This is a genomic window from Pedobacter sp. TM02 (assembly GCF_059705275.1).
Genome location: NZ_AP046530.1, coordinates 4,107,516 through 4,129,603, shown reverse-complemented (window position 1 = coordinate 4,129,603; position 22,088 = coordinate 4,107,516). Strand labels below are relative to the sequence as shown.

22 protein-coding genes are annotated in these 22,088 nt (G+C 43.5%); 8 read left to right on the top strand and 14 right to left on the bottom strand.

Annotated features, from left to right (window positions below; genetic code table 11):
• Window positions 1-150: 150 nt before the first annotated feature.
• The 4 genes from AC6H1S_RS17775 to AC6H1S_RS17760 all read right to left on the bottom strand — a co-directional run bounded on the left by AC6H1S_RS17775 (window position 151) and on the right by AC6H1S_RS17760 (window position 2,772).
• Window positions 151-690 carry an AAA family ATPase gene (locus AC6H1S_RS17775; protein WP_497564476.1) on the bottom strand — a complete coding sequence of 180 codons (540 nt, stop codon included), beginning with the start codon at window positions 688-690 and terminating at the stop codon, window positions 151-153.
• Window positions 674-1,297 carry a nicotinamide riboside transporter PnuC gene (pnuC, locus tag AC6H1S_RS17770; protein WP_497564475.1) on the bottom strand — a complete coding sequence of 208 codons (624 nt, stop codon included), beginning with the start codon at window positions 1,295-1,297 and terminating at the stop codon, window positions 674-676. Before pnuC ends, AC6H1S_RS17775 begins: the two co-directional genes overlap by 17 nt.
• A gap of 11 nt (window positions 1,298-1,308) precedes the next feature.
• A complete protein-coding gene (locus AC6H1S_RS17765; protein ID WP_497564474.1) occupies window positions 1,309-2,106 on the bottom strand; it encodes a hypothetical protein in 798 nt (265 codons plus the stop codon).
• Between the two features lie 207 nt (window positions 2,107-2,313).
• The gene (locus AC6H1S_RS17760; protein ID WP_497564473.1) at window positions 2,314-2,772 is read right to left on the bottom strand and encodes a hypothetical protein; all 459 of its coding nucleotides are present in this window, start codon (window positions 2,770-2,772) and stop codon (window positions 2,314-2,316) included.
• 285 nt (window positions 2,773-3,057) lie between these two features.
• Between AC6H1S_RS17760 and AC6H1S_RS17755 the strand changes: the two genes are divergently transcribed.
• Together AC6H1S_RS17755 and carB are read left to right on the top strand one after the other, a co-directional pair.
• Entirely contained in the window at window positions 3,058-3,375 is a 318-nt protein-coding gene (locus AC6H1S_RS17755) for a peptidase associated/transthyretin-like domain-containing protein (RefSeq protein WP_497564472.1), read from the top strand.
• Window positions 3,376-3,634: 259 nt separating this feature from the next.
• A complete protein-coding gene (carB, locus tag AC6H1S_RS17750; protein WP_497564471.1) occupies window positions 3,635-6,532 on the top strand; it encodes a carbamoyl-phosphate synthase large subunit in 2,898 nt (965 codons plus the stop codon).
• A 166-nt stretch (window positions 6,533-6,698) separates the two neighbouring features.
• Here carB and AC6H1S_RS17745 read toward each other — a convergent pair whose 3' ends face one another.
• From AC6H1S_RS17745 to radA, 4 genes are all read right to left on the bottom strand, one after another.
• The gene (locus AC6H1S_RS17745) at window positions 6,699-7,655 is read right to left on the bottom strand and encodes a DUF3137 domain-containing protein (RefSeq protein ID WP_497564470.1); all 957 of its coding nucleotides are present in this window, start codon (window positions 7,653-7,655) and stop codon (window positions 6,699-6,701) included.
• Window positions 7,655-8,212: a LemA family protein gene (locus AC6H1S_RS17740; RefSeq protein WP_497564469.1), complete on the bottom strand. Its 558-nt coding sequence runs from the start codon at window positions 8,210-8,212 to the stop codon at window positions 7,655-7,657. The genes AC6H1S_RS17745 and AC6H1S_RS17740 overlap by 1 nt, the downstream gene beginning before the upstream one ends.
• Before the next feature lie 126 nt (window positions 8,213-8,338).
• A complete protein-coding gene (locus AC6H1S_RS17735) occupies window positions 8,339-8,800 on the bottom strand; it encodes a DUF4920 domain-containing protein (protein ID WP_199139935.1) in 462 nt (153 codons plus the stop codon).
• Window positions 8,801-9,281: 481 nt separating this feature from the next.
• Complete coding sequence (gene radA, locus AC6H1S_RS17730) at window positions 9,282-10,658, bottom strand: DNA repair protein RadA (protein WP_497564468.1); 1,377 nt, start codon at window positions 10,656-10,658, stop codon at window positions 9,282-9,284.
• A gap of 275 nt (window positions 10,659-10,933) precedes the next feature.
• Here radA and AC6H1S_RS17725 point away from each other — a divergent pair, with 275 nt between their 5' ends.
• Both AC6H1S_RS17725 and AC6H1S_RS17720 read left to right on the top strand, forming a co-directional pair.
• Window positions 10,934-11,338, top strand: a complete 405-nt coding sequence (locus tag AC6H1S_RS17725) for a hypothetical protein (protein ID WP_497564467.1) — start codon at window positions 10,934-10,936, stop codon at window positions 11,336-11,338.
• 94 nt (window positions 11,339-11,432) lie between these two features.
• Window positions 11,433-11,600 (top strand): hypothetical protein, encoded by a 168-nt coding sequence (locus AC6H1S_RS17720; protein WP_199139941.1) that lies wholly within the window; start codon window positions 11,433-11,435, stop codon window positions 11,598-11,600.
• A 77-nt stretch (window positions 11,601-11,677) separates the two neighbouring features.
• Here the strand turns inward: AC6H1S_RS17720 and AC6H1S_RS17715 are convergent, their stop codons facing one another.
• From AC6H1S_RS17715 to AC6H1S_RS17705, 3 genes are all read right to left on the bottom strand, one after another.
• On the bottom strand, window positions 11,678-13,228 hold the full coding sequence (locus tag AC6H1S_RS17715; RefSeq protein ID WP_497564466.1) for an Rne/Rng family ribonuclease: 1,551 nt from the start codon (window positions 13,226-13,228) through the stop codon (window positions 11,678-11,680).
• Window positions 13,229-13,477: 249 nt separating this feature from the next.
• Window positions 13,478-14,341 carry a tetratricopeptide repeat protein gene (locus AC6H1S_RS17710; RefSeq protein WP_199139945.1) on the bottom strand — a complete coding sequence of 288 codons (864 nt, stop codon included), beginning with the start codon at window positions 14,339-14,341 and terminating at the stop codon, window positions 13,478-13,480.
• 10 nt (window positions 14,342-14,351) lie between these two features.
• A complete protein-coding gene (locus AC6H1S_RS17705; RefSeq protein ID WP_055133196.1) occupies window positions 14,352-14,654 on the bottom strand; it encodes an HU family DNA-binding protein in 303 nt (100 codons plus the stop codon).
• A 171-nt stretch (window positions 14,655-14,825) separates the two neighbouring features.
• On the opposite strand from AC6H1S_RS17705, the gene mutY reads away from it, so the two are divergent.
• Together mutY and AC6H1S_RS17695 are read left to right on the top strand one after the other, a co-directional pair.
• The gene (mutY, locus tag AC6H1S_RS17700) at window positions 14,826-15,875 is read left to right on the top strand and encodes an A/G-specific adenine glycosylase (protein ID WP_497564465.1); all 1,050 of its coding nucleotides are present in this window, start codon (window positions 14,826-14,828) and stop codon (window positions 15,873-15,875) included.
• A 13-nt stretch (window positions 15,876-15,888) separates the two neighbouring features.
• Window positions 15,889-16,317: a single-stranded DNA-binding protein gene (locus tag AC6H1S_RS17695; protein ID WP_199139949.1), complete on the top strand. Its 429-nt coding sequence runs from the start codon at window positions 15,889-15,891 to the stop codon at window positions 16,315-16,317.
• A gap of 52 nt (window positions 16,318-16,369) precedes the next feature.
• On the opposite strand, the gene glmS is transcribed toward AC6H1S_RS17695, so the two are convergent.
• The 3 genes from glmS to AC6H1S_RS17680 form a co-directional block, all read right to left on the bottom strand.
• The gene (gene glmS / locus AC6H1S_RS17690) at window positions 16,370-18,208 is read right to left on the bottom strand and encodes a glutamine--fructose-6-phosphate transaminase (isomerizing) (protein WP_199139951.1); all 1,839 of its coding nucleotides are present in this window, start codon (window positions 18,206-18,208) and stop codon (window positions 16,370-16,372) included.
• Between the two features lie 81 nt (window positions 18,209-18,289).
• Window positions 18,290-19,702 (bottom strand): DUF4270 domain-containing protein, encoded by a 1,413-nt coding sequence (locus AC6H1S_RS17685; protein WP_497564464.1) that lies wholly within the window; start codon window positions 19,700-19,702, stop codon window positions 18,290-18,292.
• Window positions 19,703-19,726: 24 nt separating this feature from the next.
• Window positions 19,727-20,551, bottom strand: coding sequence for a glycogen/starch synthase (locus AC6H1S_RS17680; RefSeq protein ID WP_233165844.1), 825 nt, complete (start codon window positions 20,549-20,551; stop codon window positions 19,727-19,729).
• 150 nt (window positions 20,552-20,701) lie between these two features.
• Here AC6H1S_RS17680 and panC point away from each other — a divergent pair, with 150 nt between their 5' ends.
• Window positions 20,702-21,550 carry a pantoate--beta-alanine ligase gene (gene panC / locus AC6H1S_RS17675; RefSeq protein ID WP_497564463.1) on the top strand — a complete coding sequence of 283 codons (849 nt, stop codon included), beginning with the start codon at window positions 20,702-20,704 and terminating at the stop codon, window positions 21,548-21,550.
• A 181-nt stretch (window positions 21,551-21,731) separates the two neighbouring features.
• Entirely contained in the window at window positions 21,732-22,082 is a 351-nt protein-coding gene (gene panD / locus AC6H1S_RS17670) for an aspartate 1-decarboxylase (protein ID WP_199139959.1), read from the top strand.
• Window positions 22,083-22,088: the final 6 nt, after the last annotated feature.

The window sequence follows — 22,088 nt, the reverse complement described above, 5'->3', positions numbered from 1 at the left end:
TTGCCTTCAGCCTTAAAATGGGTATGTTCTCAGCCTGTATTTGTGTTTTTACAAAACAAGGCACCCCTTATTGATGGCACAAAGGTATAAATTTTTTCGAAATGCAAAATTGGCGGTAAAACATACGAGGTTTTTAAAACTTCGTCTATGTTATTTGGCGCTATCCAACAGGAAATCGTCGATGGCAGCCACGGCATTATTAAGCCTCGCCTCGCCAAGGCCTCCGATCACTTTGTAGTTGGCATTTAAGGCCAGGAGTTCTTGGTGCCAAACCTGCATAAAATGTTCACGCTGGGTAGGGAAGTCGCGCAGGGGATCGTCTTGCCAAGGCAGGTCGATGTCTAACAGCAGGTAAAAATCGTAGGTGTATTGGGTGAGTGCATCTAAAACGGCCTGTGGCGTTTCACCGAAAAAGGCATCGCTCCAGATCTTAACGGTAACAAACGTGGTGTCGCAGATTACAAAATCGGTTTCTGTCATCGATAGTACCGAATCTTCGAGCGCTACCTGTCCGTGAAACATGTTGGTTTCGTCTTGTAGGGTACAAGGCGTAGTAAGGTTGGCGCAATAATAACGGGCATATTCTGGCACCCAAGGTACATTATAGTATTTGGCCAATTGCAAAGATATGGTCGATTTGCCAGTACTCTCGGGGCCAACAATGGCTATTTTTTTAATTTGCTTGTTCACGGTATATCTTTTTCCAATCGATGTAGCCTATCAGCGCGATGGCCATATAAATGGCATACATCAATCCAGTGGCGTAAAGTTCTTTAGAAAAATACACAATTACATAAATAATATCTACAAAAACCCAGATGAGCCAGTTCTGCAATACCCTTCGCGCCAGAAAAACCTGTGCAATAATGCTCGTTGCCGTGCAAAAGCTGTCTATAAAGGGAAAAGAGGCATCTGTTTTTTTGTGCAGCAAGAAACCGAGTCCTGTTGTAAATACGATAACGCCTAAAACGGAGTACATGACTTCCTGCCGGGTAATCTGACTAATAGGTCTTTGCGCGCCCGGGTTTTTCCGCTGTTCGCTCCAATAATACCAGCCATAAATGTTCATCAGCAAGAGGTAAACCTGCAGGCCCATGTCGGCATAGAGCTTGCTCTCCAAAAAGATAAACAGGTAGGTGAGTACGCTTGCGATGGCGAAAGGCCAGTTCCAGATGTTGTTCTTCGCAGCCAGCCAAACACAAAGCAGTCCCGTAATCACACCAAACCATTCCAGTGGGCTTGTTCCGAAAAGGAACTGTTTTACGCTCTCGATGAGTCCGTTGGCCAATACCAGCATACCCAAAGATATTATAAATCGCTTGATGGGTTCAAATTAATTACAAAAGGCGCAATTTGGCTAAACTTGACCTTCTTTTTGATTTGAAGGAGAAAACTAACCAGCTCCTTGGTAATTGGCGGTAAGATATCTTGTTTGAGTTGTTTCGATTGCTGATTGTAGTCGACCTGCAGGGTGTATTCATCGCCATCGTAAACTATTTGACTGTCTGGTTTGAGTTTGTCTATCTCAGACGACTTGATGATTTTGATGAATTCGGCATAGGTGTCGTCATCAAATTTACCCATGCCATATTCGCGTGGCAGTGATTCGCCCCTGTCTGTATACATCACCTTCTTGGCGCTGTCTATAAAAACCGAAAAATTTACAAGCCGGTTCCAAGATGTTCCATAAACATTGAATTTAAGTTGTTTAAAAACGAAGTTCTTGTCGACTACATTTTTTCTGTCAATATATACCAACCTTCTTTTGCCGCCAAACATGTGCTTTGAATTCGAATCGAGGGGAATAAGGATCAGTCTGTTCGCGGTTTGCTTGCTGATCAAAAAATCATAATTGTCAATACGCTCTTTCGAAAAGTCGTCTCCCGAAAGGAAATATCTGTCGTAGAGCCTTAATGTATCCCCAATCAGATGATACGGTCTTACTGGCTGCCAGTTTCCTGCGGTTTCAAAGTAAACCCTATCAGAATCTATTTTGATATATTCCAAATTCTTGCCCGACCAGGCCTTGAACAATGTTTTTTCTTGCGCGTTGCCACGGCACAAAAAAAAGAAAATAAAGATCAGTAGAAGTAGTTTTTTCTTCATTGATTATAGAATAGGACATAGCAGATCTGTTTTGCTACATCGTTATGATGCAGAAGCCGTTCTAATCCATAACGAGGGGAAAAAATTAATAGACGAAGGGATAAAACAAAAAATCCGATAGGGAACAACCCCTACCGGATAATAAACCAAACAAACTATTTATGAAGAATACCCTCGGGCAAATCACTTGCCGAGGATGCTTTAGATCTATTGATTAGGCGATGCACTAAAATTTATCGCCGCTCTCACGCTCACCTCGCTGGCTAAACTATTCCTGAGCACATATTCCATTCTCACTTTCAAATTACTTCCTCTGATGTAATCATCTACAAAACGCGAGTTGTCTATATCTAGTACAAGATTGTTGCCAATATTTTCAGATACATCACTTCTTGACGCTACCATGACTTCCGAGCCGCTTGTATTGACCACAAACAGCTTTACCGACTTGAAAATGCCCAAGCTTTGTCTGGTTGGGTTGCTAGCGTCTAACCTTACCGAGGCCACTTTTACGTCTTTGATATAGGACGTTCCGTTTTGATTGCCAAAAATCTCGTCGAAACTGCTGGTGCTGCTGCTCACCGTTTGTGCAGTATTACTTTTCGTATTGGCGGGAATGGTTAAAATTGCCGTGTATGGAAAAGTAGACTTAATAATTGATTGCACGGTGGCGCAACCTGTTACAACTATGCAAATAACTATAAATGAAAGCACTAATTTTTTCATCTTTCTCATCAACAAACCGAAAACGATTTGGTTTTTAAAATTTACAAATTAATTTATTCTTGCCCTTATGCTTGGCATCCGAAGCTGAAACGCAAAAAGAATTAAAATATTCTTTAAAACAATTTTTAGAAGGCAATGTTTTTTAGGGGCGACCATCTAAATGAAAGAGATTAACAGGTAACAAACTTACGCTCAGGTAACAAGTTAAATTAAAAATTGATGATCATGAAAAGAGCGAGTTTAAATTTTTTAGCCATTGCAGGCCTTTCTATAGGATTATTTGCATTCGGATCCATTAAGCAAGGTGGCATACAAGGCAAAGTAACCCCAGCCGAAGGCGCCAAGGAAGTAGTGGCGGTTGCAGGTTCAGATACCTTGCGAAGCCAAATGAGCAACGGCTCGTTTGTATTTGGCAATGTTAAAAAAGGCACCTATACGGTTTGGGTAAAAGCCAATGCGCCTTATAAAGATGCTTCTGTAGAAAACGTAGCGGTAACCGACAGTGCCACTACTGATATCGGAGAAATCAAGTTGCAGCAATAAGTATAAAAATAACGTTGTGTGTGAAATGAAAAAAGAGGGTGAAAGCCCTCTTTTTTCATTTCTTTCTGTATCGTTTTTAGGGTCTTTTACACCAGTAGCATTGGCTCAAATATTTTTAAAATAATCGTCCTATATTCCAGTCAAAAAACCTATCTTTGCATCCCGACAGAGCAGTTGGGATTATCATTTCATAGCAGAGGAGTTCTCCCAGCTATCAGTCAAATTTGACTTTTACTTTAGACTTTTTTAAAAACCCCACATGCCTAAAGACACCTCGATACGTTCGGTATTGATCATCGGATCTGGACCAATCATCATTGGCCAAGCTTGCGAATTTGATTATTCAGGTTCACAAGCCGCACTTTCTTTGAAAGAAGAAGGAATTTCAGTAGCTATCATCAATTCAAACCCTGCAACCATTATGACCGACAAGGTAATTGGCGATCATGTATACTTGCGGCCGTTGACAGTTGAATCGATAGAGCAAATTCTAATTGAACATGCCAATTCTCCAGACTTGCCCACCATTGATGCGGTATTGCCCACTATGGGCGGCCAAACAGCCTTAAATCTTTGCGTTGATGCCGAAGAGCGAGGCATTTGGAAGGCGCATAAGGTGAGGATTATTGGGGTAGATGTAGCGGCTATCGACAAAACCGAGAACAGGGAATCGTTCCGCCAGTTGATGGTTGATATAGGGGTGGGCGTTGCCCCATCAAAAATTGCCAATTCCTTCTTGGAAGGAAAAGAGGCTGCCCAACAAATCGGCTTTCCCTTGGTAATTCGCCCTTCGTATACCTTGGGTGGTTCTGGTGGCGGTTTTGTACACAAAAAAGAAGACTTTGATGCGGCCCTTAAACGTGGCCTGGAAGCCTCGCCAACGCACGAAGTATTGGTAGAAAAAGCGGTTTTGGGTTGGAAAGAATACGAATTGGAGTTGTTGAGGGATGGAAATGACAATGTGATCATCATCTGCTCTATCGAAAACTTCGACCCGATGGGAATCCACACCGGCGACTCGATTACCGTAGCTCCGGCCATGACCTTGTCTGACCGTTGCTACCAGGAAATGCGTAACCAAGCCATTAAAATGATGCGTGCCATCGGCAACTTTGCCGGAGGCTGTAACGTACAGTTCTCGGTCAATCCTGAAAACGACGACATCATTGCCATCGAGATCAACCCGCGCGTGTCGCGCTCGTCGGCTTTGGCCAGTAAGGCAACCGGTTATCCAATTGCAAAAATCGCGGCCAAATTAGCCATCGGTTATAACCTGGATGAAATCGATAATCAGATTACCAAAACCACTTCGGCTTATTTTGAGCCAACGCTTGATTATGTGATCGTAAAAATACCTCGCTGGAACTTCGATAAATTCAAAGGTGCCAATCCTGAATTGGGCTTGCAAATGAAAGCTGTGGGCGAGGTGATGGCCATCGGTCGTAACTTTATCGAGGCTTTGCAAAAAGCCTGTCAGAGTTTAGAGATTGGTCGTGCGGGCTTAGGTGCCGATGGTCGCCAAAAAAGAAATATCGAAGAAATCATGCACGGCTTGGAGCATCCAAGTTGGAACCGCTTGTTCCTGATCAAAGATGCCATGAGCATGGGCGTTCCGTTGGAATCGATCCGTAAGGTAACCAAAATCGACAAATGGTTCCTGATCCAAATTCAAGAGCTGGTTAATCTGGAAGTTGAGCTTAAACGCTACTCTTTGAACAATATTCCTAAAGATTTCTTCTTCAACTTAAAGCAAAAAGGCTTCTCTGATTTGCAGATTGCCTACGTGTTGGGCAATGTAACCGAAGATGAGGTGTATAACCGCCGCAAGGAACTGGGCATTAGAAGGGTTTACAAAATGGTAGATACCTGCGCAGCAGAATTCGCGGCGCAAACCCCATACTTCTATTCGACTTTCGAAGAAGCGCCAATCCAGATTTCTCTGGTTGGCAACGAAATCCTGTCGAACGGCGATGAATTGGGCACCAACGAATCAATACCTTCCGACCGCAAAAAAGTAATTGTACTGGGTTCTGGGCCTAACCGTATCGGTCAAGGTATCGAATTCGACTATTCTTGTGTACACGGCTTATTGGCTGCTAAAGAAACAGGCTTCGAAGCCATCATGATCAACTGTAACCCCGAAACGGTATCAACCGATTTTAACATGGCCGATAAGCTTTATTTTGAGCCGGTGTTCTGGGAGCATGTACGCGAAATCATCGAACTGGAAAACCCTATTGGCGTAATTGTGCAGTTGGGTGGCCAAACAGCGCTTAAAATGGCCGAGAAGCTGTACGAAAACAATATCAAAATCATCGGTACGGCTTATAGCGATATGGACGTGGCCGAAGATCGTGGCCGTTTCTCAGACTTGTTAAAAGAACTTGATATTCCCTATCCAAAATATGGTGTAGCCGAAAATGCCGAGGAAGCCATTAAAGTGGCTAATGAGGTTGGCTATCCGGTGTTGGTACGCCCGAGCTACGTATTGGGTGGCCAGGGTATGAGCATCGTCATTAACGATGAGGATTTGGAAAAAGCCGTAGTAAAGCTGCTGGGCGATTTGCCGGGTAACCGCGTATTGATCGACCACTTCCTAGATCGAGCCGAAGAAACCGAATCAGACTCGATCTGCGATGGCGTAGACGTACATATTGTAGGTTTGATGGAGCACATTGAGCCTGCCGGTATCCACTCGGGCGACTCGAGTGCGGTATTGCCGCCGTTCAGCTTGTCTGACAAGGTAATTGCCGATATGGAAGCCTACTCGAAGAAAATTGCCAAAGCCTTGAACGTTATCGGTTTGCTCAACATCCAGTTTGCGGTAAAAGACGATAAGGTTTATGTAATCGAAGCCAACCCAAGGGCATCGAGAACGGTTCCTTTCATTGCTAAGGCCTACGATGTGCCTTACATCAATATCGCCGCAAGGATCATGTTGGGTGTAAACAAACTGAAAGACTTCAATATTGTGCGCAAGCTGGAAGGCTATGCCATCAAAGAACCGGTATTCTCTTTCGAGAAATTCCCTGAGGTAACCAAGGAGCTTGGTCCAGAAATGAAATCGACTGGTGAAGCTATCCGTTTCATCAAAGACCTGGAAGATCCTTATTTCCGCAAGCTTTACAAAGACAAGTCGATGTACCTGTCTAAATAGGCTAAAGGAGAAAGACTAATGCATAAACAAAAAATCCCTCAACATTTGTTGAGGGATTTTTTGTTGAAGGATATTTCGCCTATTTGAGTCCAATTTTTATCAGGGAAAGCAATCTTTATTGAACATAGATCGCTTCATCACTGTGCCGCTTTTAAGGATACTTTAACTACTGCTTCGTCCAAATTCGGGTATTCAGATCTAACTCTTGTACAATGGCGTACATAAAATGGAGTACCGAAAGATCTTCGTTGAGTGCATCGGCATTGAGCAGGCTTTTGAAAAGCGGCGCTTCAAAGTAATTTTTGGCCAGTGGAAAAGCGATGTACATATTCGAATTGACAAACGATACCGAAATGGCATAGGCGGCGCGCTGGTTTAATTCGCAGAGACGATCCATGAGGGCAGGTGTAAGGATATACCTGGCCTCGATCTGATCGGTACTGTAAGTGACAAAATTCTTGTTAAAGGCCTCGTTTTCCAGTTCAACGATGTTTTTATCGCCAAACGAGTAGATGTTTTTAGCAAACCAGGCACCAATGCTGCTCCCGAAATCCTTAGGCCTGATAACCGTAATGCCGTTAAAGTTTTTGTTGAAATCGGCTACGAATACAATGCCTTTTAGAATGTCGTGCCAATGCTCCTGCCTGCCGTTCTTTCCTTGGGTTTCGGTTTTGTACTCGGCATGCACCTCGGCAAAATAAATGCTGGTTCTGCCTATTTTTCCGCTAATCAGGTCTTCGGTACTGTAGCGGTCGGGATCAGTTGTAAAGAGCTGCGATTGCCTAAATTCGCCCTCGGTAATACCTCTGCTGGGCTGTATCGTTAGGCTTTGGTCTACATTGCTAAGCAATGCGCCCACAACATCCATTTTAAAACGGTTTTTGTAGTCGGTAGCGGCATCGCTGATGCGGAAGAGGATAACGCCTCCAAAAATAATGGCCGCCAAGCCGGTAACCATGCCCGCCACCAAAAGTCCCATCACGGCCAGTGCCACAATCAGTACAATGCCCAATATAATGGCGCCGTAGCCTTGTGTATTGGCCGATAAAACTTTTTTACGCTCAACTTCTAACTCGGCTAACACGCTTTGTAGCTTGCCGTTTTGCGTATAATTGACATCCATTAGTTATTGAAAAGCTCTTTTGCGCTGATATTTTTACGTTCTTCTTCGGTAGCAGCCAAAACCTGCATAGGCTGATAGCCCAACATACCGGCAAACATGTTGCCTGGAAACATCATCACGGCGTTATTGTAAGTGGTTACACTGGCATTGTAGTTTCTTCTGGCGGCGGCAATCTGCTCTTCGCTTTCGGTCCAGGTGCTTTGCAGGTTCAGAAAATTGGTGTTGGCTTTTAGATCTGGATAATTTTCTACGCTTACCATCAGGCCTTTTACGGCTGCGCCCAATTGCTGGTCTATAGCTAGTTTATCTCCTTCGGTAACATGGCTGCCCATGGCCTTGCCACGCAGCTCAGTAATTTTGGTCAAGGTGTCGCCTTCGTACTGGGTGTATTGTTTTACTACTTCAACCAAGTTGGGAATGAGGTCGAAACGTTTTTTCACCATAACGTCAATGGCCGAAAAGGCATTGGCAACCTGGTTCTTTTTGCTGATGAGCGAGTTGTAAATTCCGATGCCGAAAATGAGCACCAAAACGGCAATAATAGCTACAATAATCATATTTAAATTTGTTGGTTAGGATAAATATAGAAATTTTAGCCTTTTGTACGGCTATATAAAAAAAGAACCCCGCTCCGGAGAGAGCAGGGTTCAACCAATCAATATTAAAAAGGAGAACCTTTCTAATTAGTTCAAAATTACGACTCCTTTTGCTTCAAACACAATTTCTTTTTTAGGTTGTGTAATTTTTGCTATTTCTTCAGCCGATTTCTTCTCATCTTCGGCAATGTGTTTCAAGTCTTCGACAGAAGTAGTCTTTCTTTCCGCAAAACCATCGATCACTACTTTTTTGCCTGCAATATCCTTTGGCATAAAGAAAGCATAGTCTTTGAAGTTAACGTACATGGTCTCGCCATTTGGCATTTTTAGATTCATAAAGCAGCCTTTTTTCTTGCATACGCTTACAACCTCGCCAATCACCTTCATGTCGGCCTTGGTTTTATCGCCTAATTTCGTGTTGATCTCTGCAGTGGTAATTGTGTTTCCTTTTTTAACGCCATCGCCAAACGACTGGCCTTCGTAGGCATCTTGTGCAAAGGCAAATGTAGCAAACAGGCATAATGCCAAGCTTAAAACTAATTTTTTCATCTGTTTTATAATTTTGTTTTTAGTGGTGGATGAAGTCATCAAGGTTTGGTTATTCATGCCCTTAGGGCTGCAAAGCCATGATGGTTCATTGGTTATTCGTCTTTGGTATAAACTCTTATCTTCCACAAAAATATTTAAAATCTTTATAAATGGCATAAGGTGCAAAGGGAAATTTTAAAACATAAAAAAAACCCCACTGCTCTTAGCAGTGAGGTTAATCATCCCTATTGTTGTTTTACCCATTACTGGATAAGAACGATAAGAGTAATACAACAAGCTATCCAATTTTGATGTTTTTTATTGAATAGCATTTAATCTATTGATTACTAGTATTTTAAATTGTTTTATTTTTGGTGTGCCAAACTTTTTTTATACTCGGTGTGTAGAGAAAAATGCCAGTTTGCCACAAAAGTGTAGAGAAAAATGCCACCCCAGTAGCAAAACTTGGGGAGTTTTTAAGCTCTGCAATGGTGGTGTGGGCTTAGCCAAAGAGCAAGGCAAACACTTCTTCAATCTTGCTTACGGTAATGAGCTGGATCTTGAATTTAGCTCGGTCAACCCCTTTCAGGTTATAATTCGAAACAACTATTTTTTCGAAGCCTAGCTTCTCGGCCTCGGCTATACGTTGCTCGATACGGTTAACGGCCCTGATTTCGCCCGATAAGCCTACTTCGGCCGCAAAGCATATTTTAGACGAAATGGAAATATCCTCATGCGAAGAAATAATAGCGGCCATGATGGCCAAATCGATGGCGGGATCTTCAACTTTGATGCCCCCGGCAATATTGAGGAAAACATCTTTAACCCCCAGCCTAAAGCCACATTTTTTTTCGAGTACCGCCAGCAGCATGTTCATGCGCCTGATATCGAAGCCCGTGGCCGAGCGTTGTGGCGTTCCGTAAGCCGAAATGCTGACCAAAGCCTGTGTTTCGATAAGCATGGGCCTGGCACCTTCCAAGGTAGCACCGATGGTAATGCCACTTAACTCCTCATCGCGTTGCGAGAGCAAAATTTCCGAGGGGTTAGACACTTCTCTTAATCCATTGCCCTGCATGGCATAAATACCCAATTCGGCAGTGGCACCAAAGCGGTTTTTAATGGAGCGGAGAATACGGTAAATATGGTGCCTATCGCCCTCAAACTGCAGCACGGTATCAACCATGTGTTCCAAAATTTTCGGACCGGCAATGGCACCGTCTTTGGTAATATGGCCAATCAGAAAAACAGGAGTGGCGGTTTCCTTGGCAAAACGCAACAGTTCGGCCGTACACTCGCGGACCTGCGAAACGCTGCCTGGTGTTGATTCGATGTGTGCCGAATGCAGGGTCTGGATGGAATCGACAATAACGATTTCAGGTTCCAGCTGTTCAATCTGCTTAAAAATATTTTGTGTAGCCGTTTCGGTCAAAATATAACAATCGGCTTTAGGGCTATTGGTAATGCGTTCGGCACGCATTTTAATCTGCTGTTCGCTTTCTTCGCCCGAAATATACAGAATTCTTTTGTTGGGCATGTTGAGCGCCAGTTGCAGCATTAGGGTCGATTTGCCGATGCCGGGTTCGCCGCCAATGAGGATTACGGAGCCAGCTACCAGTCCGCCGCCCAGCACGCGGTCTAATTCTGCATCGCTGGTCAGGGTTCTTTCTTCAGTAGTGGCTTCGATCTGCTCAACTTTGCTGGGCTTGTTGAGGCGCTGGGTACCGCTGGCCGATTTCCAGGTGGGCACATGTAGAGCGCCCTTGTCGATAACCTCTTCTACAAAGGTATTCCATTGGTTGCAGGATGGACACTTGCCCAACCATTTTGGCGATTCGTAGCCGCAACTCTGACAAAAATATGCTGATTTCGTTTTAGCCAAGTGATTTTAGGTGTTAGATTGACGATTTTAGATTTTTTATCCAGCTAATTTAGCTAAAATATTTAGCAAAATAAATTTTTTTGTACAGTCGAACACTTAAGAGCCTAATCCAAGCCACTATCGAACAATCTGCGATTAAAACGGTAATTAACAAGGTGTTTTTACCCGAGCGCTGAAAAAAGGTCTGAGTTAACTTTAGGTGTTAATCGTGAATAGCGACAACCAGCGGCGCCGAAAACTGCATATTGGAAGAGTAGGCAACAACATTAATCACTATGGGATACGGACCAGACAACAATCTCCAAATCGATTGGGGAAAAACAATTCAATTGAAAGTGCCGAGATATGCACAGGTAAAACTTGCTTTTTCTTCGGAAGCGGCCTGGGAAAATGCCATATGCATCTATGATTCGGCATATAACAAGCTTTTCGAAAAAGGGAACCAGGCCGGGAGGAATTTGAACCCTGAAGTTTATGGACGAAACAGGGTAGAAGAACGAATGATTTTTATCACAGGCTGGCACAAGAACGGGCCTGCCGACGGAGGAAAGCCCTGGTATCAATCGCCATGCAGGTATTCTCCTCATGCAGGCGATAATTTTGGCAGCGGGGTAATCGGTTTCGAAGATGCAGGCGATGGCGACTACAACGATATCATGGTATCTTATGTATTCGAATAAAAGGCAATAGTGGCAGGTATTTTGGTATTTGACTTTGTATCCAATATTTATTAACTTAAAGTTAATTAAACAACCTAACCAAAACTTAAAAATTATGAACAAGGAAAACCTGCTCAGCAAAGCTGAAATGAAAAAAGTAATGGGTGGCGACGGCCCGCCTCCGGAGTCTTGCCTTGGTAAGCCCGAATGCAAGGATTGTTGCAGATACACGGCTAATGTAGGCCGTTGCGAAATGCTATGCGACATGCACCAGACAACTTAGCTTATTTAAGATCCAATCATTAAAAAAGCCTGGCTTCTTTTACAGAAACCAGGCTTTTAAATGTTTTGAAAGGCCAGTTACAATTTGATTTCCTCGTCTTTGGAAGAAAGGAAATGAAATTCGGTCAAGTGGTAAGAAGATACCGCTTTTACCTTAACGCGCTGGCCAAATTTGAAAAACCATTTCCACTGGAGGGAGAACAGTCCTTTTTTAATGAAGGCCGCTATATAGGGATGAACGCATAAAGTGATGTTCTTCTCGTTTTGTTCTTGTAGGATATAGGTAAGGTTGCTCTCTATATCGTCCATCAGCACAATACTGGCTTTGATCTCGCCGGTACCATCGCAGGTTGGGCATTTCTCTACCGTTACAATGTTCATTTCTGGCCTTACCCTTTGTCGGGTAATTTGTACCAGGCCAAATTTGCTCGGTGGCAAAATGGTATGCTTGGCACGATCGAGTAGCATGAGCTCGCGCAGGTAATCAAAAAGCACTTTGCGGTTGGCCGGTTTGTGCATGTCGATAAAATCGATTACCACAATGCCCCCCATATCCCTCAGCCTCAGCTGACGGGCAATTTCTTTAGCTGCTTCCTTGTTTACCTGAAGCGCATTTTCTTCCTGATTTTCCTTGCTGGCCGTCCGGTTGCCACTGTTTACGTCGATCACGTGCAACGCTTCGGTATGTTCAACTACCAAGTAGGCGCCACCGGCCAAATTTACAGTTTTGCCAAAGGCATTCTTGATTTGTTTCTCTACACCGAAATGTTCGAAAATAGGCTCCTTGTGCTTGTAATACTTCACGATCTTTTCCATCTCTGGCGAAATTTCGTGCACATAAGACTTGATATCTTCGTACAGGTTCGCATCGTTTACGTAAACGTTGGCGAAATCGGTATTTAAAATATCTCTGATTAGGGTAGAAGTACGATCCATCTCTCCCCAAACACGTTTAGAGGGCTCGGTATCGGGCAGTTTCTTGGTGAAGCTTTCCCATTTTGATATCGAATCCAATAAATCCTTTTGCAGTTCGGCAACGCCCTTTCCTTCCGAAACCGTTCTAATGATAACTCCAAAGTTTTGAGGTTTGATACTTTCGATAATCTTTTTGAGACGATTACGTTCGGTATTACTCTTAATCTTTTTAGAAATCGATATGACGTTAGAAAAAGGTACGAGCACAATATATCTTCCGGCAATCGAAAGATCAGAGCTCAACCTCGGTCCTTTAGTGGAAATGGGTTCTTTGGCAATTTGAACCGGCAAGATTAAATTTTTGCTGACGATTTCGGATATCTTACCCGCTTTGTTAATGTCGGCTTCTAATTTAAAATTATCTAATAAAGTGCCATTGACCGTGCCGTTACGCTTAATTTTAGTAAGCTTTATCAAAGATTGTACCTGGGGCCCGAGGTCGAAATAATGCAAAAACGCATCTTTTTCGTAGCCAACATCAACAAAAGCAGCATTTAGGCCAGGCATGATTTTTTTGATGCGGCCCAAATAAATATCGCCTACGGCGTAGTTATTGTTAACGTGCTCTTTATGGAGCTCGACGAGGTATTTGTCTTCAATTAAAGCTATGGTTACTCCCGTAGGAGTAGAATCGATTATTAATTCCTTTACCAAAAGCTACAGATTTTAAGGCAATTGAATGCCCTATTACACTTGGACAAAAAACACATAGAATCCAAAAATAAATACCGTTTAGCGGGGTATTTATTTTTGGCCAATACACAGATAGGAAAAACCTATTTTTTCTTGTGTCTGTTTTTTCTTAAACGTTTTTTGCGTTTGTGGGTAGCCATTTTATGTCTTTTTCTTTTTTTACCGCTTGGCATAATCTTAAGTTTTTAAATGTTTTTATTAATCTGTTAATTAACGTTTATTTTTTAACTCGGCCACTTTCTTGTCTATAAACGACGACAAGGTTGGGTTGGCCGCTAATTTCTTGCTGTTCAAATAAGCGTCTATTGCTTCTTTGTTCTGGCCCAGGCTTTCGTAAGCCGTAGCCAGGTAAAAATAGGCATCTGGTGTTGCTTTAATTTGGCTAATGATATTGTTGAAGCGAACAATAGCTTTGTCAAACTGGCCAGATTTGATGGCGAACATGCCTAAATTCATGTTTGCCTTTAAGTTTTTTGGATCTTGCTCTACCACTTGTCGCAACATGGCAATGCCCTGCATCGGAGCACCCAAGCCATTTACGATGGTAATGCCCAATCCGGTTTTGGCATCTAGGCTGGTCGAGTCAAGCGCTAAAGCCTTGGTAAACGCGTTATTGGCTTTTTGAAGCATATGGGGTTGCAAAAGGCTATCCTGTGTATTATCGAAAGCCTTTAAAAACCTATTGCCTGCATTGAGCCAATTAGCTAAAGAAGATTCTCCATTGGCTACAACTTCGAGGTACAGGGCACTGGGTGCTGGCTGTTCCAAATCTTCCCATTTCTGGGCCAGCTTTTGCGCCTGCGCTAGTTTTTCGGTTCCAGAAGCACCTTTGTAAGTGTTTTCCAGTACCGTAATCTCTTTGCCGGAAGCGCTGCTGATCAAGTTTTTTGCGGTGGAAGATATTTCTTCTAGGCTAAGTTGTGGCGAAGCGGTTTGGTCTGCCATGGCAGCCGGTTTGGCCGCTTCTTCCTTAGGTTTGACCAAGCCTTTGATCGGTCTGGTAAACAAAAATCCAGCAAGCAATACAATTGCAACAATGATAAGCGCTTGTTTTGTACGGATATTGTTTGCCATGGCGATAGGATTAAGCTTCTGCTTTAACTTTTTTAGAGTTGTTTTTTACTTTGTCAACAAAAACTTTTGCTGGCTTAAAGCTAGGAACAAAATGCTCTGGGATAATGATCGCCGTATTTTTAGAAATATTTCTAGCAGTTTTTTGCGCTCTCTTTTTTACAACGAAACTACCAAAACCTCTTACGTAAACATTTTCGCCGCCAATCATGCTGTTTTTGATTACTTTGAAAAATGCCTCTACTGTTTCCTGCACGTCTACTTTTTCAATTCCTGTCTTTGTTGATATTTCCGAAATAATATCTGCCTTAGTCATATTTTCTATTTATTAAGTTATTGAGTGTTAAATATTATAACTGTTTTGGGGTTGCAAAAGTATTGCTTTTTAATGAGATAGGAAAATAAAAGATGATTTATTTACAATTGGACGTATCATGTAAATGCAAGTTTTATCAAAATGCTAGATTAAGGTTGTATTTTTGACAAAATGAGCTTTCAACAGGAAATTGTAAAATGGTATAAAATCAATAAACGCAGCCTTCCTTGGCGCGGCACAACCGACGCTTATGTCATCTGGCTTTCGGAAATCATCCTGCAGCAGACCAGGGTAGAGCAGGGGCTTCCTTATTTCAACAAGTTTCTTGAAAACTTTCCAACGGTAAGTGATTTTGCCAGCGCCAGCGAAGTACAGGTGCTTAAGCTTTGGCAGGGACTGGGCTATTATTCGAGGGGGCGTAACATGCTGTTCACGGCCAAACAGGTCATGGACGAGCATAATGGCGTGTTTCCGGTTCGGTATGAGCAATTGGTGAAGCTAAAAGGGGTGGGCGATTACACCGCGGCCGCCATTTCTTCATTTTCGAACAATGAAGCAAAGGCCGTACTTGATGGTAACGTGTTTAGGGTTTTGGCCAGGTATTTTGGAATAGAAGAGCCGATCAACTCTACCCAGGGCAAAAAAACGTTTGCAGCACTGGCCCAAAGCCTGATTGAAGGGCAGGAACCATCGCTGTATAACCAGGCTATGATGGAGTTTGGTGCCTTGCAGTGCAAGCCCAAGTCGCCAGACTGCCAGATTTGCCCCCTGCAGCTTGGCTGCTATGCCCTGCAGCATAAAAAGGTAGCGGTTTTACCAGTTAAGCTGAAAACAGTAAAGGTAAAAGAGCGGTGGTTCAATTATTTTGTAGCGCTTAAGGATGGGCATATCCTCAGCAAGGAAAGAAAAGCGGGCGACGTATGGCAGCACCTCTACGATTTTCCGCTGATCGAGACGCCGCAAGCAGTTAGCCTCGGCGACGAAAGCTTTTGGCAGGAAATAGAAAATCAGTTTGGCAAGGATGCCAAAATCAGCCTTTTAATGCAAAAGAAGCACGTATTGACACACCAAATTATATATGTACAATTTTTTGCTTTAGACAATTATATTGTTAACTTTAAGTTGCATACAGAAATTAAATCGGTTTTGCTCGAAGAATTTGAGGCTTTGCCACATCCGAAAGTAATCAGCGAATTTATGGAACTGTATGTAAGGAACTAATCAAATAGAATATATGTCGGGTATTAACAAAGTTATTTTAGTAGGGCATTTGGGCAAAGACCCAGAAGTTAGGCATTTAGAAGGAGGAGTTACAGTAGCTAGTTTTCCGTTGGCCACGTCAGAGACTTTTAACAAGGATGGCAAGCGTGTAGAACAGACCGAATGGCATAACATCGTGTTATGGCGCGGCTTGGCCGAGGTGGCCTCCAAATACTTGCAGAAAGGCAAGCTGGTTTATATTGAAGGCAAATTACGTACACGTTCTTTTGAAGACAAAGAGCGCGTTAAAAAATATGTAACAGAGGTTGTGGCAGAGAACTTTACCATGTTGGGCAGAAAAAGCGATTTTGAGGCTCCATCAAACGGTCAGGAAAATACCACAACCAAAACAGAAGACGATTATGTTAGTCCTGTAGATGAAACAGGAGATCTGCCCTTTTAAATCTAATCTCAAACGCTGTTATGGAAAAGGGCCCGAATTTCGGGCCCTTTTCTTATTCTACGGTTACTGATTTGGCTAAATTTCTTGGCTGGTCTACATTGCAGCCTCTTAGTACGGCAATGTGGTAAGAAAGCAGCTGCAGCGGAATGGTAGCCAGCAAAGGCAAGAAAGCTTCGCTCGCATCCGGGATCTCGATGCAATAATCGGCCATTTTCTTAACGTCGGTATCACCTTCGGTTACGATGGCGATGACCACGCCTTTTCTGGCCTTTACTTCCTGGATGTTACTGATTACCTTTTCGTACGACGAGTTTTTGGTGGCGATGAAAACTACCGGCATTTCTTCGTCTATCAAGGCAATAGGACCGTGCTTCATTTCTGCGGCAGGATAGCCTTCTGCATGGATATATGAAATTTCCTTCAGTTTTAAGGCACCCTCCAGGGCTACCGGGAAACCGCTGCCCCTGCCCAAAAACAGGCAGTTTCTTGAATCCTTGAATTTTTCGGCTATGGTTTTGATTTGGTCGTTCGATTCCAAGGCATGATGGATTTTTTCTGGAATGCAATCCAATTCTGTTAAAAGTTCAACCAGTTTCGAGTTGACAATGGTGCCTTTTTGTTGTGCCATATAGAACGCCATTAAGGTAAGTACGGTTACCTGTGCGGTAAAGGCTTTGGTAGAAGCTACCCCAATTTCTGGGCCGGCGTGGGTATAAACACCGGCATGGGTAATCCTCGGAATAGAAGCGCCTACTACGTTGCATACCCCAAATATGGTAGCGCCTTTTTCTTTGGCCATTTCAATGGCCGCCATGGTGTCGGCGGTTTCTCCAGATTGCGAAATCGCAATCACCACATCCTTTTCGGTAATAATCGGGTTCCTGTACCTGAATTCGGAGGCATATTCTACTTCTACAGGGATACGCGCATATTCCTCGATGAGGTATTCGCCTACCAGACCGGCATGCCACGAGGTACCGCAGGCTACGATGATGATCCGGTCTATGTTTTTGAGCTTTTCAGCGAATTCCTTAATGCCTCCCAGCTGTACCTTGCCTTCAGCAGGATAAATACGGCCGCGCATACAATCTCTGATTGAACGTGGCTGTTCGTAGATCTCTTTCAGCATGAAATGGTCGTAGCCACCTTTTTCCAGCATTTCCAGTTGTAGTTCCAGGGCCTGGATGTAAGGCGTTTGCACCACGTTGTCGAGCCTTTTGATCAAAAGTTCGTCACGTTTGATGAAAGCGATTTCATTATCGTTAAGGTAGATGACGTTTTTGGTGTATTCGATGATAGGTGTCGCATCAGAAGCGATAAAATACTCGCCTTCGCCAACGCCAATTACCATGGGGCTTCCTTTTCTGGCCGCAATGAGCTGGTCGGGATGGTCTTGGTCCATGATAACGATGGCATAAGCGCCGTTTACTTCGTTAAGGGCCAAACGTACGGCTTCCAACAAGTCTATTTTTTCGTTTTGATAGATATCTTCTACCAAATGAACCAATACTTCGGTGTCCGTATCGCTGTTAAAGGTATGGCCTCTTCTCAAAAGCTCTTCTTTGAGCGTAGCGTAGTTTTCGATAATGCCGTTATGGATGATGCTGAGCCTGCCGTTGTTGGAGGTGTGCGGGTGAGAGTTCCTGTCTGATGGTGCTCCGTGCGTAGCCCAGCGCGTATGACCCATGCCGATAGTGCCGTTCAGGTTTTTGTTCTCAGCAAAATTTTCCAGCTCTTGAACCTTCCCGGCCTTTTTATAGATGTTGAGGTTGTTATGGTCGATTAAGGCTATGCCTGCACTGTCATAACCTCTGTATTCTAGTCTTTTTAAGCCTTTAATTACGATTGGCCATGCCTCGCGAAAGCCAATATAGCCTACAATTCCACACATATAGTATTGGTTTAAAAATAAATCGCTCAAAAGTATTGCTTTTGAGCGATTTAATCAAACGTTTGCGTAGAATATATTTGACTAGTTGATTTTCGTGTAATAGATGTTCAGTTTCATGACGTTATCGCCTGCCACCGGATTCTTTTTGAATGATCCGATAACTGCTCTTGCACCTGATGCCATCGATGGAGCAAGGCTAAATTGGTCTGTAGGCGTTGGAGCCAAAAACGTACCGTAATCCTGTGTTTTTCCATTAATCAGGTCCTGGATGTACGCCGTAACCACAAAAACGTATTGCTTTTTGATGGCGTTGAAATAGCCGCCAAAAATTGCGGCGGTTTGCGTTACCCTGGGGTCGGCCGGGGTAGTTAGGCTTCCCCTGTCGTTATCCGGAATGTTTTTGCGTTGTTCGGCAATGTCATATCGGTAAAGAGCTAAACGTGGCGCGGCATTGAATGGAATAGGGTCGGTACCGCTGCTCAGGTCAATAACCAATTCGGCTTTGTTTACAACTACTTTGCCCACATTGGCTACGAAGTTTTTGAGGTAAGGAAAAGCAATCTTGGTTCTTAAGCCCGATAAGGGTTGCAAATAAGTAACCGGATATTGTTGGTTTGGATTGGCCAGCTGGGCCGAAACCGCTGTGCTGTAGGTTTGCGTAACAGTGGAAGCCACTGGACTGCTCGAGTTCAGGATCGGGAAATTAACCGCAATCGTATCGGGCTTATTGGTTGTGGTGTTTTGGTTTTTGTAATACAGGTACAGCCCAGAGGTTGAACCGGTAAATTCAAAAAACATCATGCCGCCGTTGGTAGCCGAAGTGTTCGCCTTAACTTGTAATCCCCTGAAAAAGCGAACGAAGTTCTGGTTGGTTTTTAAGTTTTCGGCGTTTGTGTTAATGATGTTGTTTTCAATAAAGGTTTTGTTGAGCGAAATCCTGATTTGTGGCGAGGCGCTTCGTATGGTATCGGCCTTGCCGGCTACAATATCAGTTACCTTAACCCTGGTATTGGGATATAGCTTGCCGCTTTTGCTTCCGATAACCGTGTTTGAGGCTAGCCAGCTTTGGTTGCTTAAAAACGATTCGGATGCAGAAAGATCATCTACCAGCTGATGTACTTCCAAGTTAAAGTTGGAGGTGCTGTCGCCATAAAACTCGCCGCCGTAATTAAGGACCAAAACCGCCGAGTCGAGCGTTGGCGTAGTGCCGAAGTTATAGGCATTGCTAGGCACGTTAACGGCCATTGACAGGTTGGCTTCGGTTTTTCCCAATAAGGGGTCGGTTAAAAGGCCCAGCGGGTTTCTGGCCAGGCCGTTGGTAGAAACGATTTGGTCGCTCAACGTCCTCGAACTGATGGTTACCGTATCGACCAATGAGCCTTGTATGGCTGTACTAGGATCAATTTGCAGACCTATGGTTGAAGTCTTTTCGCACGAAGCGAAAAGAAAAAGACTTATTAACAGGGTCAATAAGTCTAATTTTAAGAATCTCATATTTATATTAAAAATAATGCTGTATTAAGCTACTGAAACCAATTCTTCATTAGAGATCTCTTCGTAAAAAGTAAAGAAGTTCTCGTAATTTTCGGTTAAATTAAAGGCTAAAGTCGGCTTATTAGAATCTTTAACAAATTTTAACACATCATTATCCAGCTTTTCGTCGGCTAAAACCACTGCATCTGAGTGGGTTACGGCGCCAATGTGCATGCTGTTGCAATCGGCTTTGATAAAGGCTTTGGTATCCTCTTCGGTCATGTTGCTCATTACCGCCTTTTTATGCAGGTCTGCATTTAAGGTTTCGGCAAAGCAGTTCTCGTAGATGGAATAAACTACTTTCGAGTTTTTGAACGTAGGATCGTTTTTGTAAGTGGTTTTGATATAAGTAGGTACTAAAGCGGTCATCCAGCCATGGCAATGTACAATGTCTGGTGCCCATCCAAGTTTCTTAACGGTTTCCAAGGCGCCTTTGCAAAAGAAAATCGTACGCTCGTCGTTGTCGGCATAAAACTTGTTCTCTTTGTCCCTGAAAACGTGCTTTCTTTGAAAATAATCTTCGTTGTCTAGGAAGTAAACCTGCATGCGTGCTGCAGGGATTGAGGCTACCTTGATAATTAATGGGTTGTCATTGTCATCAATAATAATGTTCATACCCGATAAACGAATAACCTCGTGCAGCCTGTTTCTTCTTTCGTTAATGTTGCCGAACCTAGGCATCAAGATGCGGATTTCGAATCCTTTTTCCTGCATGGCCTGTGGCAGTTGACGTGTAATTTCAGAAATTTTAGTGAGTTCGAGGAAAGGCGACATCTCGTGGGTAACAATCAGTAGCTTCGTTTTTGCCATCTCCATATTATATATTAAATTATGTTAATTTAAAGATTATCAAGGGGCAAAGGTACGAATAATATTAATATTTATCAATAACTTATGCAATAGGCTTTGTAAGTTTTGGATAAATGCTCAACTTAGCACCCTTAAAATTAAACCGACAACTTGGAAATTCTACATACCATAACCGCATTGAAAGCCTGGCTCCAACCCATGCAGGATGCTCCCTCCAAAATTGCCCTGGTGCCTACCATGGGTGCGTTGCATAAAGGCCACCTGTCGCTCATCGAAATTGCGCAGCAGCAGGCGTCTATAGTGGTATGCAGCATCTTTGTCAACCCTACCCAGTTTACCGATCCCAAGGATTTGGAAAAATACCCGAGGCCCTTGGCGCACGATATCAAAATGCTGCAGGAAGCGGGTTGCAGTGCGGTGTTTATGCCAACGGTTAAAGAAATGTACCCCCACTACCCAACGCCCGAAAATTGGCATATCGACTTGGGAAGTGCCGAGTTTTTGCTGGAGGGCGAGTTTAGAAAAGGCCACTACCAGGGTGTAACCCAAATTGTAAAGAAGCTTTTTGATGCGGTACAGCCAGATCTAGCCTTTTTTGGCCAAAAGGATTTTCAGCAGGTGCTGATGATCAAAAATATGGTAAAGTATTTTAAACTGCCAGTCGAGATTGTTTCGTGCCCCATTATTAGGGAAGACGACGGTTTGGCCATGAGCTCCAGAAATATCCATCTTTCGGCCAGCGACAGGCAACATGCTTTGGTGCTGAGCCGCGCGTTGCAGTTTGTGAAAGACGGCTACCATCAATTGACCTTGGAAGAATTGTTGGCCCACGCCAAGCAGCTGATCAGTGCAACGCCCGATGTTGAGCTCGATTATTTTACCATTGCCGATCAGGAAACCTTGTTGCCCATTGCCGACAAAACCAACAAGAATGCCATTGCCTTGGTGGCAGCCAAAGTTGGCGAGACACGATTGATTGATAACATGTTGTTGGATTAGATGTTTGGTTGGGAAGATATGAGGCTTGGAATATGAGAAGTGAGACATGAGATGTAAGACTGAGAGAACTAGAACCCCCAGCCTTCCACCCTTCAACCTTCTAACCCTCCACCTTTAAGATATGACCTACCTTTTACCCTAAACCTTTTCAACCCTCAACCTTTATTCCTAACTTTGCATCATGATTATCGAGATTTTAAAATCGAAAATACACCGTGTTAAAGTAACACAGGCAGAATTGAACTATGTAGGCAGCATTACCATCGACGAAGACTTGATGGATGCGGCCAATATCATTGCCAACGAAAAGGTGCAGATTGTGAACAACAACAATGGCGAGCGTTTCGAAACCTATGCCATCCGCGGCGAGCGTGGTACAGGTACCATTTGCCTGAACGGGGCAACTGCCAGAAAAGTACAGGTGGGCGATATTCTCATCATCATGTCGTACGGTTCTTTGCCTATGGAAGAAGCCAAAAAATACCAGCCTATACTGGTATTTCCTGATGATAACAATCGCTTGCTTAAATAGTCCCGG

Bases quoted from the DNA above. Each gene is read 5' to 3' on its own strand.
- AC6H1S_RS17735 (WP_199139935.1), bottom strand. From the start codon at position 8,800: ATGAAAAAATTAGTTTTAAGCTTGGCATTATGCCTGTTTGCTACATTT.
- pnuC (WP_497564475.1), bottom strand. From the start codon at position 1,297: ATGCTGGTATTGGCCAACGGACTCATCGAGAGCGTAAAACAGTTCCTT.
- carB (WP_497564471.1), top strand. From the start codon at position 3,635: ATGCCTAAAGACACCTCGATACGTTCGGTATTGATCATCGGATCTGGA.
- AC6H1S_RS17755 (WP_497564472.1), top strand. From the start codon at position 3,058: ATGAAAAGAGCGAGTTTAAATTTTTTAGCCATTGCAGGCCTTTCTATA.
- glmS (WP_199139951.1), bottom strand. From the start codon at position 18,208: ATGTGTGGAATTGTAGGCTATATTGGCTTTCGCGAGGCATGGCCAATC.
- AC6H1S_RS17685 (WP_497564464.1), bottom strand. From the start codon at position 19,702: ATGAGATTCTTAAAATTAGACTTATTGACCCTGTTAATAAGTCTTTTT.
- AC6H1S_RS17720 (WP_199139941.1), top strand. From the start codon at position 11,433: ATGAACAAGGAAAACCTGCTCAGCAAAGCTGAAATGAAAAAAGTAATG.
- panD (WP_199139959.1), top strand. From the start codon at position 21,732: ATGATTATCGAGATTTTAAAATCGAAAATACACCGTGTTAAAGTAACA.
- AC6H1S_RS17740 (WP_497564469.1), bottom strand. From the start codon at position 8,212: ATGATTATTGTAGCTATTATTGCCGTTTTGGTGCTCATTTTCGGCATC.
- AC6H1S_RS17765 (WP_497564474.1), bottom strand. From the start codon at position 2,106: ATGAAGAAAAAACTACTTCTACTGATCTTTATTTTCTTTTTTTTGTGC.
- AC6H1S_RS17725 (WP_497564467.1), top strand. From the start codon at position 10,934: ATGGGATACGGACCAGACAACAATCTCCAAATCGATTGGGGAAAAACA.
- AC6H1S_RS17710 (WP_199139945.1), bottom strand. From the start codon at position 14,341: ATGGCAAACAATATCCGTACAAAACAAGCGCTTATCATTGTTGCAATT.
- mutY (WP_497564465.1), top strand. From the start codon at position 14,826: ATGAGCTTTCAACAGGAAATTGTAAAATGGTATAAAATCAATAAACGC.
- AC6H1S_RS17745 (WP_497564470.1), bottom strand. From the start codon at position 7,655: ATGGATGTCAATTATACGCAAAACGGCAAGCTACAAAGCGTGTTAGCC.
- AC6H1S_RS17705 (WP_055133196.1), bottom strand. From the start codon at position 14,654: ATGACTAAGGCAGATATTATTTCGGAAATATCAACAAAGACAGGAATT.
- AC6H1S_RS17680 (WP_233165844.1), bottom strand. From the start codon at position 20,551: ATGGCAAAAACGAAGCTACTGATTGTTACCCACGAGATGTCGCCTTTC.
- AC6H1S_RS17695 (WP_199139949.1), top strand. From the start codon at position 15,889: ATGTCGGGTATTAACAAAGTTATTTTAGTAGGGCATTTGGGCAAAGAC.